Origin of the sequence: Pseudomonas aestuarii, from assembly GCF_027988105.1 — a bacterium.
Classification (GTDB): domain Bacteria; phylum Pseudomonadota; class Gammaproteobacteria; order Pseudomonadales; family Pseudomonadaceae; genus Aquipseudomonas; species Aquipseudomonas aestuarii.
Map to the genome: position 1 here is coordinate 119,879 of NZ_JAQJZJ010000002.1, position 11,792 is coordinate 131,670.

General features: G+C 61.2%; 9 protein-coding genes. 4 read left to right on the plus strand and 5 right to left on the minus strand.

Annotated features, from left to right (window positions below):
• Window positions 1–130: 130 nt before the first annotated feature.
• Window positions 131–715 carry a Fe-S biogenesis protein NfuA gene (nfuA, locus tag PH586_RS04460; RefSeq protein ID WP_271346572.1) on the minus strand — a complete coding sequence of 195 codons (585 nt, stop codon included), beginning with the start codon at window positions 713–715 and terminating at the stop codon, window positions 131–133.
• Between the two features lie 144 nt (window positions 716–859).
• Here nfuA and PH586_RS04465 point away from each other — a divergent pair, with 144 nt between their 5' ends.
• Window positions 860–1,621: a DUF1223 domain-containing protein gene (locus PH586_RS04465; RefSeq protein ID WP_271346573.1), complete on the plus strand. Its 762-nt coding sequence runs from the start codon at window positions 860–862 to the stop codon at window positions 1,619–1,621.
• Window positions 1,622–1,777: 156 nt separating this feature from the next.
• Window positions 1,778–2,194, plus strand: coding sequence for a universal stress protein (locus PH586_RS04470; RefSeq protein WP_271346574.1), 417 nt, complete (start codon window positions 1,778–1,780; stop codon window positions 2,192–2,194).
• A 62-nt stretch (window positions 2,195–2,256) separates the two neighbouring features.
• Here PH586_RS04470 and PH586_RS04475 read toward each other — a convergent pair whose 3' ends face one another.
• Window positions 2,257–4,536, minus strand: coding sequence for a fatty acid cis/trans isomerase (locus tag PH586_RS04475; protein ID WP_271346575.1), 2,280 nt, complete (start codon window positions 4,534–4,536; stop codon window positions 2,257–2,259).
• A gap of 156 nt (window positions 4,537–4,692) precedes the next feature.
• Here PH586_RS04475 and metH point away from each other — a divergent pair, with 156 nt between their 5' ends.
• Window positions 4,693–8,409 carry a methionine synthase gene (metH, locus tag PH586_RS04480; RefSeq protein ID WP_271346576.1) on the plus strand — a complete coding sequence of 1,239 codons (3,717 nt, stop codon included), beginning with the start codon at window positions 4,693–4,695 and terminating at the stop codon, window positions 8,407–8,409.
• A gap of 255 nt (window positions 8,410–8,664) precedes the next feature.
• Window positions 8,665–9,030, plus strand: a complete 366-nt coding sequence (locus tag PH586_RS04485; protein ID WP_271346577.1) for a RidA family protein — start codon at window positions 8,665–8,667, stop codon at window positions 9,028–9,030.
• Window positions 9,031–9,730: 700 nt separating this feature from the next.
• On the opposite strand, the gene PH586_RS04490 is transcribed toward PH586_RS04485, so the two are convergent.
• The 3 genes from PH586_RS04490 to PH586_RS04500 all read right to left on the minus strand — a co-directional run bounded on the left by PH586_RS04490 (window position 9,731) and on the right by PH586_RS04500 (window position 11,790).
• A complete protein-coding gene (locus PH586_RS04490) occupies window positions 9,731–10,714 on the minus strand; it encodes a L,D-transpeptidase family protein (RefSeq protein WP_271346578.1) in 984 nt (327 codons plus the stop codon).
• A gap of 127 nt (window positions 10,715–10,841) precedes the next feature.
• The gene (locus PH586_RS04495; RefSeq protein ID WP_271346579.1) at window positions 10,842–11,126 is read right to left on the minus strand and encodes a hypothetical protein; all 285 of its coding nucleotides are present in this window, start codon (window positions 11,124–11,126) and stop codon (window positions 10,842–10,844) included.
• 58 nt (window positions 11,127–11,184) lie between these two features.
• Window positions 11,185–11,790: an arylesterase gene (locus tag PH586_RS04500; RefSeq protein WP_408636765.1), complete on the minus strand. Its 606-nt coding sequence runs from the start codon at window positions 11,788–11,790 to the stop codon at window positions 11,185–11,187.
• Window positions 11,791–11,792: the final 2 nt, after the last annotated feature.

Below are 11,792 nucleotides of genomic sequence, written 5' to 3' on the forward strand. Positions count from 1 at the left end.
ATCCACACGCCATGCATTGCATCTTTACGGTAGCCGTTAGTTTTACGGTAAAACGCCATGCCACGGCGGAAAAATAGCAAAAAAAAGGTGGCCACTGGCCACCCTTGCAGAGCCGACTGGAGAACCCGCCTCAGTAGTAGGCGTTTTCCTTGTTGCTGTGGTCGGTCACGTCGCGCACACCTTTAAGTTCCGGGATGCGTTCAAGCAGGGTCTTCTCGATGCCTTCCTTGAGGGTCAGGTCGACCTGCCCGCAGCCCTGACAGCCACCGCCAAACTTCAATACCGCGATGCCGTCGTCGACCACATCGATCAGACTCACTTCGCCGCCATGGCTGGCCAGCCCCGGATTGATCTCGGTCTGCAGGTAATAACTGATGCGCTCGTTGATCGGACTGTCTTCGTTGACCATTGGCACCTTGGCATTTGGCGCCTTGATCGTCAGCTGGCCCCCCATGCGGTCGGTCGCGTAATCGACCACGGCATCTTCCAGAAAAGGTTCGCTGACCGCATCGATCCAGGCCGTAAAGCTGGCCAGGGCTATCGCCGTATCATCCGGCTTTTCCTCGCCCGGCTTGCAATAAGCGATGCAGGTTTCGGCGTACTGGCTGCCCGGCTGGGTGATGAAGACACGGATGCCGATACCAGTGGTGTTCTGCTTGCTCAGCAGATCAGCCAGATAGTCGTGGGCAGCGTCGGTAATGATAATGGTGCTCATGGCAACTCCTCGCAAACATGCCCGCAGTGTACGCCAACCTCCGGGCTGCAATAAAGCCCGAGTGTTTCTCTCGGAATAGCTTTGCTGTAACGCCAACCACCCCCATGAGTCCAACACCCATTGGATACGCAGAGGTGACCGCTGATGAATCTACTGTTCCCCGCCCTCTGGGTCGCCCTCTGCATACTCTGCACCCCGGCGCATGCGGATCCCCGCCTACGCATGACCAGTAGCGAAACAGCGACACCGGTGCTGGAATTGTTTACCTCGCAAGGTTGCAGTTCGTGCCCACCGGCAGAACGCTGGTTATCTGCTCTGACCGAGCATGCAGCGCTTTGGCACGCAGTCATCCCCCTGGCCTTCCACGTCGACTACTGGGACCGGCTTGGCTGGGTGGATCCATTCGCCAACCCAGGCTATAGCGCCCGGCAACGGGCATATGCGCGCTATGCGGGCAGCCAGGGGGTATATACCCCGGAATTCATCCTGGCCGGCCACGAGTGGCGTGGCTGGTTCCGGCGTCAGCCGCTGCCACTGGCGCAGACACCGTCGCCGCCAGTTGGCAGGCTAGTGCTTGAGCTTGACGGCGACAGTCTGCAACTGACGTTCAATCCAGCCCATTCGGCGCCAGCCCGACTGACAGCTCATGTTGCACGCCTGGGCTTCGGCCTGAGCACCGCAGTCGTGCGCGGCGAAAATGCCGGGCGCACGCTAACCCATGACTTCGTGGTCTTGACGCTGCAGCAGCTTGAAGCCAGTGCAACAAACCACTGGCAGACCCGTCTGGCCGCCGACTCGCGTGGCGAGCGGCAGGCATTGGTCGCCTGGCTCAGCGCGCCAGGCCAACCAGCGCCCTATCAGGCAGTCGCTGGTTGGCTGGTAACTGCCGGTACAGATGGCCAATAGCTGGGCTGCACCGCGCATCGACAACAGAGCATTTCGGATGGCGGTGCGATCAATTCGGTATATGGCCGCGTGCGGCTCAATCATCTGCAATACTCCAAGCACAGTCGATGCGTCTGCAATAGCAGGCGCGATAGCCTGAAAAAGGAGCCTCCCTCTATGTATAAGCAAATGATGATCCCCGTCGACCTTGCCTATATCGACCGCCTCGAGAAAGCGCTGAGAACCGGCGCAGACCTGGCCAAGCTGTATGACATACCGGTCTGTTACATCAGCGTATCGGCCAACACGCCAACCGAAGTGGCGCACAATCCGACGGAATTCAAGGAAAAACTGCAACAGTTCGCTGTGGCGCAGGCAGAGCGCTACGGGCTGGAAAAAGTCAGTAGCACTGCCTATTTCAGCCACGATCCGGCGGTAGATCTGGACCAGACCTTGCTCAAAGCGGCCAAGGACTGTGGCGCCGACCTGGTGGTGATGGCGTCCCATGTACCGGGCTTGGCGGAACACCTGTTCGCCTCGAACGCCGGGTATTTTGCGTCCTATTCCGCGGCTTCGGTGCTGGTAGTGCGCTAAGCGCGCAGGCACCAGTCAATTCGAAAGCTTAACCTGCACGCCTCTAGTGCTGACCGCCGGCCTTAGAGGTTTTCATAGCGGTGCATATCCAGCACGCCGGCCTCGATCGGGTCGGTTTCGCGGATATACGCCGACAGGTCATGGAAATAGCGCCAGAAATCGGGGTGACTGCGACGAACCCCCCAACGCCCAACCAGTGCGTCGAACGCCTGAGCATCACCCACCAGCTCCATGCTGCGCACGAACGCCGGGACGTCCTGGGCGCTGAGGCTGAAGATGAAGTTCGGGTAACTGGTGAGTACCCCTGGGTAAACGGTCAGGGTATCCAACGCCGGCTGATAACGCAGTTCCTCGCCATACATGAAGGCCACGTTGCTGTGTGCACGGTTGCGCAGCAGGCTATAGACCTCACGCGTGCCATCGGCCAGTTCGACACGCAGCAGGGTCGCTTCCGGCAGCTGGTGAATGACCTTGAGCCCGCGGGCCGGCTTGCCAGTCAGGCGACTCAGTGCCTGCTCGGCCGCTTGCAACTCGGCCGGCAGCCCAGTGCGATGGCAGTGCAGGCCATTGCAACGGCTGATCGGGTCAGGCCGCGCATTGAGGCTGCCGTAGCGGCTCAAGAGTGCCTCGGCAAATCCCCGTTTGGGGTCTGCAGCGGGCAAGTGCAAAGCTGTCCGACTATGGGTATCGATGCGCTGGTAGTCCAGCCACAGCTTCAGCTGGCCACTGTACTGATACCAGTCATCGAGGATCGCCTGGCGGGCGTCGGCCGGCATCAGACGCAGGAAGTTCTGCTCGGCACCGTTACGGATCAGGTCGAAATACAAGCGCGTCTGCGCCTGATGCGACAGGTTGCCGAACACGTCGAAATTGACCACCAACTGGTAATAGGCCCGTTCCAGCAGCGGATAGTCCATCCACCAGAGCGTCTGCGGAATTTCTCCGATCAGGCCTTGGCGCACCGAAGCGCTATCGTGCTGGCGGAAGATGCTCAATAGCGCATTGTCGTTACCGGCCCAGATGTGCGACCAACTGGGTGCAGGCGCAGCGGCGTAGCTGTCCTTGCGCAGAACCTCGTACTCGTTGCGCCTGTTGCGATAAGTTCGCCACAGACTGAGCAGATTGCCGATATCGTCGAACTGACCGGGCATCGCCAGCAGCGGCGTCGCCGCGGCGCGGTAGCCGGCATCGACCATATACAGATCATGTCGCGGATCCTGGAACACCACCCAGAAGTTGTCACGGATCACGTCAGTGGCAATCTGGCCGCGGCACACGGGGCCACGGATGAAGGTGCGCACGAAGTATTCGGCGTTATCCAGCATGAACTGATAGCGCGCCTGCGGCGGAATCGCCGCGAACGTCTCGAACGGATTGGCGCGGCGCTGGGCGCCATAGCCGGGCAGTGCATCCACCTGCCAGGCGTCGGCGAAGAACAGCGCCTTGACTCGCGCCAGCTTGTTCGCACTGAGCGGATAGGTCATGTGGGTCTTGTGCACGATCACGCCCTGGACCGGCGCCAGGCGGTAATAAAAGGTGCCGCCCGGATCCTCGTTTGGCCGACGCGTAGCAATAGGGTCGACCGGCTGGCCTGTCGCTGTGCGCGAACGCAACAGCTGGAAGAAATGCCCTGGCTCGCCGCCCTTGAAATGCAGGTGCGCGAGAAACAGGTGCTCGTACAGCCAGCGTGAGACCAGGCTTTCGCGTGCCCCCGGAGCGTTGAGAAACTGCTCCCAGTTCGCGACCTGCTCAGCCTCGGCCTTGCTCGCCTGCAGTGCTTGCTGATCGACGGGCGCACCTTGCTGCAACCAGCGCTGCAAGGTTTGATAATCCACCTCGCTCAGGCCGGTAACCGCGAAAGGCATGCCCGCTTGAGGGTTTTTCCTGGCGAAGCCCGCGAATTGGTCAGGCCGAGGACACTGATTGTCGCGCCTGATGCTGATGTCCAGATCGGCCGGCAGCTTGGCATTGGCTGCGGGGGCTTTAGCGTGACCCAGTTCGAGCATGCGGGCCAGCAAGGTCGCCTGACTGTTCTGCGGCTCGAGCACCGAAAAGAAATCCTTGCGCCGCCAGGCCGCAGCCCCGTGGGCATCCAAAAACAGCCGACTGGTGGCCTGCGCCGCGAGGCGCTTGCCATCGTATACCGGCAGCTTGCTCGCGCCTCGCTCGAGGCCTTCGGCACTGCCCAGGTTGAGCTGGCAGGGTGCGTCGTAGCAGGCATGGCAGGCCACGCAATAGCGGGTGAAGATCGGTTGCACATCGCGACTGTAGGAAATCGGCTCAGCCGACAGCAGCAGGCTGATGGACACCAAGCAAGCACCGAGTAGTGCGCGATATCGCATGAGCCGATTCCAAGGAGGACTGTAGCAATGAGTTTAGCCGCACCGCGCCTTTAACATGAGCACAATTCATGCAAAACACCGGAGCACTGCAAAAGCGCGCAGCTTTGTTATCATTGCGCATCCTCATTGTGTCAGCTTTGCTCAGGTAGTTCCGCCATGTCCCTGTCCGATCGCAGCGCCCGCCTCCACGCCCTTCAGCAAGCCCTGCAGGAGCGCATCCTGATCCTCGACGGCGGCATGGGCACCATGATCCAGAGCTACAAACTGGAGGAAGAGGACTACCGTGGCGCGCGCTTTGCCGACTGGCCGAGTGATGTGAAGGGCAACAACGACCTGCTGATCCTCAGCCGCCCGGATGTCATCGGTGCCATCGAGAAGGCCTACCTGGATGCTGGCGCCGATATCCTCGAAACCAACACTTTCAACGCCACCCAGGTATCCCAGGCCGACTATGGCATGGAAGCGCTGGTCTATGAACTGAACGTCGAAGGCGCGCGCCTGGCGCGCCGGGTGGCCGACGCGAAAACTGCCGAGACCCCGGACAAGCCGCGTTTCGTCGCCGGCGTGCTCGGCCCGACCAGTCGCACCTGCTCGCTGTCACCCGACGTGAATAACCCCGGCTACCGTAACGTCACCTTCGACGAGTTGGTGGAAAACTACAGCGAAGCGACCCGCGGCCTGATCGAGGGCGGCGCCGACCTGATCCTGATCGAGACCATCTTCGACACCCTCAACGCCAAGGCGGCGATCTTCGCCGTGCAACAGGTGTTCGAGGACGACGCCGTCGAACTGCCGATCATGATCTCCGGCACCATCACCGACGCCTCCGGCCGCACCCTGTCCGGGCAGACCACCGAAGCCTTCTGGAACTCGGTGCGCCATGCCAAGCCGATTTCCGTGGGCCTTAACTGCGCCCTGGGGGCCAAGGATCTACGCCCCTACCTGGAAGAGCTGTCGAACAAGGCCGAGACCTCTGTTTCGGCTCACCCCAACGCCGGCCTGCCGAATGCCTTCGGCGAATACGATGAAACCCCGGCGCAAACCGCGGCGGTAATCGAGGAGTTCGCCCAGAGCGGTTTTCTCAATATCGTCGGCGGCTGCTGTGGCACCACCCCGGCGCATATCCAGGCGATTGCCGAAGCCGTGGCCAAGTACCCGCCGCGCGCCATCCCGGATATTCCCAAGGCCTGTCGCCTGTCCGGTTTGGAACCCTTCACCATCGATCGCAACTCGCTGTTCATCAACGTCGGCGAGCGCACCAATATCACCGGCTCGGCCAAGTTCGCCCGCCTGATCCGCGATGACAACTACACCGAAGCCCTGGAAGTCGCCCTGCAGCAGGTGGAGTCCGGCGCCCAGGTGATCGACATCAACATGGACGAGGGCATGCTCGACTCGCAGAAGGCCATGGTCACCTTCTTGAACCTGATCGCCGGCGAGCCGGACATTTCCCGTGTGCCGATCATGATCGACTCCTCCAAGTGGGAGGTGATCGAAGCCGGTCTGAAATGCATCCAGGGCAAGGGCATCGTCAACTCGATCTCGATGAAAGAAGGCGTCGAACAGTTCAAGCATCACGCCAAGCTGTGCAAACGCTACGGCGCGGCCGTGGTGGTGATGGCCTTCGATGAAGACGGCCAGGCCGACACCGCGGCGCGCAAGCGCGAGATCTGCAAGCGCAGCTACGACATCCTGGTCGATGAGGTCGGCTTCCCGCCGGAAGACATCATCTTCGACCCGAACATCTTCGCCATTGCCACCGGCATCGAGGAACACAACAACTACGCCGTGGACTTCATCGAAGCCTGCGCCTACATCCGCGATCACCTGCCCCATGCCCTGAGCTCGGGCGGGGTGTCCAACGTGTCGTTCTCGTTCCGCGGCAACAACCCGGTGCGTGAGGCGATCCACTCGGTGTTTCTCTACTACGCGATCCAGAATGGCCTGACCATGGGCATCGTCAACGCCGGCCAGCTGGAAATCTACGACGAGATTCCCAAGCAACTGCGCGACGTGGTCGAAGACGTGGTGCTCAACCGCACACCCAACGGTACCGAGGCCTTGCTGGCGATTGCCGACAACTACAAGGGCGATGGCAGCGTCAAGGAGGTCGAGACCGAGGAGTGGCGCAGCTGGGACGTCAACAAGCGCCTCGAGCACGCGCTGGTCAAGGGCATCACCACGCATATCGTCGCAGACACCGAAGAGTCGCGGCAGGGCTTCAAGCGGCCGATCGAGGTGATTGAAGGCCCGCTGATGTCGGGCATGAACATCGTCGGCGACCTGTTCGGCTCGGGCAAGATGTTCCTGCCCCAGGTGGTGAAATCGGCGCGCGTGATGAAACAGGCCGTGGCCCACCTGATTCCCTTTATCGAAGAGGAAAAAGGCGACAAGCCGGAAGCCAAGGGCAAGATCCTCATGGCCACGGTCAAGGGTGACGTACACGACATCGGCAAGAATATCGTCGGCGTGGTCCTCGGCTGCAACGGCTACGACATCGTCGACCTTGGCGTCATGGTGCCGGCAGAGAAGATCCTGCAGACCGCCATCGCCGAGAAGTGCGACATCATCGGCCTGTCCGGCCTGATCACCCCATCGCTCGACGAGATGGTCCACGTCGCCCGCGAGATGCAGCGCCAGGGCTTCAGCCTGCCGCTGATGATCGGCGGTGCCACCACCTCGAAAGCCCACACCGCAGTGAAGATCGAGCCCAAGTACCAGAACGACGCGGTGATCTACGTCACCGATGCCTCCCGCGCGGTCGGCGTGGCCACCCAGTTGCTGTCCAAGGAACTGAAGGCCGATTTCGTCGAACGCACCCGCCTCGACTACATCCAGGTGCGCGAGCGCACGGCCAACCGCGGCGCCCGTACCGAACGCCTGAGCTATGCCAAGTCGATCGAGAACAAGCCGCAATTCGATTGGGCGACTTATCAGCCCAGCGTGCCAACCTTTACCGGGGTCAAGGTACTGGAGGATATCGACCTGGCCGTCCTGGCCGAGTACATCGACTGGACGCCGTTCTTCATCGCCTGGGACCTGGCCGGCAAGTACCCGCGGATCCTCACCGACGAAGTGGTCGGCCAGGCCGCCACCGACCTGTTCAACGATGCCCAGGCCATGCTGAAAAAACTGATCGACGAAAAGCTGATCAGCGCTCGCGCCGTATTCGGCTTCTGGCCGGCCAACCAGGTGCAGGACGACGACCTGGAACTCTACGGCGATGACGGCCAACCGCTGGCCCAGCTGCACCACCTGCGCCAGCAGACCATCAAGCCCGACGGCAAGCCGAACTTCTCCCTGGCCGACTTCGTCGCGCCCAAGGACAGTGGCCTCACCGATTACGTCGGCGGCTTCATCACCACCGCCGGCATCGGCGCCGAAGAAGTGGCCAAGGCGTATCAGAATGCCGGCGACGACTACAACTCGATCATGGTCAAGGCCCTGGCCGACCGCCTGGCCGAGGCGTGCGCCGAATGGCTGCACCAGCAGGTACGCAAGACCTACTGGGGCTACGAGCCGGACGAACAGCTGAGTAACGAGGAGCTGATCAAGGAAGCCTACAAGGGCATCCGCCCTGCCCCCGGCTACCCGGCCTGCCCGGATCACACCGAAAAAGGCACCCTGTTCGAGCTGCTCGACCCCGCCGCCAAGGAAGGCCAGCCCGGCCGCAGCGGCGTGTTCCTTACCGATCACTACGCCATGTTCCCGGCTGCCTCGGTCAGCGGCTGGTACTTCGCCCACCCGCAGGCGCAGTACTTCGCCGTTGGCAAGATCGACAAGGACCAGGTGGAAAGCTATACGGCGCGCAAGAACCAGGCCCTGAATGTCAGCGAACGCTGGCTGGCGCCGAACCTGGGCTATGACAACTGAGTTGATCCAGAAATGACCGCAAGGCCCGCCCATACGCGGGCCTTGCTGCTTGAATCAAGCGCGCCGCCGGGGCAGGATCCTTCAAGCCGATGAGATGCGGCAAAGCGACTACCGAGCACGCGCCTGATCGCCGCCGCCTGCCCGCACAGGGATAGCGAAGGATGATGTGATCCAAGCCGCCCCACTCAGGCGTCCCAAAAGCCCATGCCGCACATTCACAGTTGGCCGGCAAGTTCCTACCAGAAGAGACTCTTTATGCAAATACATCGCATCAATCCGACCAAGCGCTGGTCTGACATCACGGTATTCAACGGCATCGCCCATTTTGTTGAGATAGCGGACTCCGACACCAAGGCTGATATCCAGGGACAGGTCAAACAGATCTTTGCCCAAGCCGAACAGTCGCTGGCAAAGATCAACAGCGACAAATCACGCATTCTATCGGCGACCATTTACCTCACGGATTTTTCCAATCTTGCGGCGCTGAACGAACTCTGGGACGCCTGGTTCGAGGAAGGCACAGCGCCAAGCCGAGCCTGCGTAAAAGCGGAACTGGCAAACCCGGAGTACTTGGTTGAAATGACCTTTGTCGCCGCCGCCGGCACTGGCTTTTCCGAGTAATCGACAAGGGCGTCCGTCCGGCCGCCCTGCTACCTGGCCTGCCCGGATCACACGGAGAAGCGCACACCGCTCGACCTCCTCGGACTCGGAACACTCAGCCCCGGAGCAAGTCCGGACACTGCTTGCCCCAGCAACATTGGCGGGTGCGCGCTGCGCAGGAATGCTCGAAGCGCAAGACGCCAGCGTGCGCAAAAGATCTACCGACAGTGATGCTCCGCTCGCCAGCGGCTGGCACTTTTGCCACTATGGTCACGCCGGCGACCAAGCAGAGCATCAGGCAGGCGGCGCTATAGCGAAGCCCCCAGCAAACCTGAAGGCAGATCGACCATCCGCATCAGATTGAGAGCCGCTGCGTACTACAGCAGCCTGCTACCGGCGATTGGTCGCGCCCGGATCATCATTCACTTAGCGCTTGAGCAGCTCAACCTGCTGGCGCGCTTGCTCAAGGAAGTGCTGCAACTTCGCCTTGCGCCGGAACCATGTGCCCCAGCCTGGCGCCCACGCAAGACCCAGGCCCGCTCGTGTCGCGTAGAGCCACTGCGGCAACAGATTTTTTTTGGGGGGGGGGGTAATTGCGCCGCAACGACGGGAGTAGTGCTAACCGGTCCCGGTTCGGACGCTGCACGTCGCCCTGGCCTTGGGCGACTCCAGTGCTGCCGAATCCATGAGCACAATCGGAACCGAGGTGGCTATTCTCGCCTCACTGCGAGAAAAACTGGCTGTATGACAGCCTTTCGCTGTCGGTTCTGCTGGCAACTGCCGCACCGGGCTGCGCAATGGGAACTGGCAAACCGTCTTCGGCCGCCACCACTTCGCGCACCATATCCCAGTCGAGGCGCAGGCTGCCCAGCTCTTCACGCTTGAGCAGTGCATTGATCACGGCAGCATGTCGATCGACGATGGAGGACTCGCCCGTGTCGTCAAGCGGTGCATGGGCTTCCAGATACACCTTGCCGTTACTCAAGCCAAATTTGTAGGGCTCGTTGATGATGCGCACCGGGGTGCCGACCGGCACCATTTCGGCCAGTTGCAATACGTTATGGTTAAGCATGCGGAAACAACCATGGCTGACGCGCATACCGATACCGAACTTCTTGTTGGTGCCATGGATCAGGTAACCGGGTACCGACAAGGTCATCTTGTAAGGTCCCAGCGGGTTATTCGGCCCTGGCGGCACGTAAGCCGGCAGCGGATCATTATCGGCTGCATGTTCCTCGAGAATCGACTTCGGAGGGGTCCAGCCAGGATTCGGCGTCTTCGCCGTGATCCGCGCATCGGCCACTGGCGAACTCCAACCCTCGCGACCGATCCCCAGCGGATAGGTGTGCACCACGTCCTGCCCTTTGGGGAAGTAGTAGAGACGGTACTCGGCGAGATTGATCACGATCCCCTCGCGCGGTCCTGGCGGCAGTATGAAACGCGTAGGCAGTATGATTTCCGTGCCCTCACCAGGCAGCCAGGCATCGACCCCCGGGTTGGCCGCAATCATTTCCAGATAACCCAAGTCGTTGGCCGAGCCAAGGTCGGCAAAGGTGTCTTCGTATTTGGCGTTGATCACCCGCACCTGACCGACAATGTCCTCGCCTGGGGGCGGTAACGGCCATTCCATGGCAACCACCGAACTGACGCCGAACAATGCGCAGAGTGACAAGCAGCGAGTGACGGCAGGAAGGCACGACAACATCCGGAAATCCTTGACGAAAAGGGCAGACAATTAACGGGGCGATTGTACATCGGCGCTCAGCCGTTGGGAAAAACAACCCGCGTCACGGGTGAGCACACTTCAGTTGTTCACTGCAGGCAAAATCTGCTCACAACTGGCCAGACCATAGCGGCCGCTGCCCGCGACGCTGGGCATTGAGGGTCGCCCGGCACGCCGAACACAGGCGCGTGTCGCGCAGCATGGTCTTGTCCAGCTCGCGCCAGAGCGGCTGTGCCGGCAACAATCCGCCACACAAGGTACGATCGGCAAAACCACCCAACTCGAGCTGACGCGCGACCAGGTGCACGCGAACCTCACGACAGGCGAACAAGTCGAGCTGCTCGTCCGGTTCGATCAGTTGATAGGCGTACAAGGACCAGGCAGAACGCGGCATTGATGGCTCCTAGGCGGGGGCGCCACATTAGCCGAAAGACCGCTCGCGGAAAAGCCTGTCACAGCAGCGACTGCAGGGTCGGCCAGAGGTTTTCCAGGAGTAATGGCTGAGCAGCGGCGGCGGGATGAATACCGTCGCGCTGCATCATTGCTGGCACGCCGCCCACCCCTTCAAGAAAGAACGGGACAAAGGCCACCTGCTTCTCTTGCGCCAAGCTGGCAAACACCTGTGCAAAAGCGGTCGTGTAGCGCACACCGTAGTTGGGCGGCAAGCGCATCCCCAACAGCAGCACCTTGGCCCCCGTCTTCTGCGACTGCTCAATCATCGACGCAAGATTCTGTTGCAATTGAGCAGGGGCCTGGCCACGCAAGCCATCGTTGCCGCCCAGCTCCAAAATCACCAGGTTAGGCTGGTGCTCGGCAAGCAGTCCAGGTAGCCGCGCAGCGCCGCCTGCACTGGTGTCGCCGCTGATCGAGGCATTCACCACCTGGTGCTCATAACCCTGCTCGGCCAGGCGTTTTTCCAGCAAAGCGACCCAACCCTGACGGGTATCCAGGCCGAAAGCCGCGCTGATACTATCGCCAACGACCAGCACGGTGTCCGCCAGCGCGACCTGCCCCCAGCACAACAGGGTAAAAATCGCACTCATTAACCCTGCACGCATTG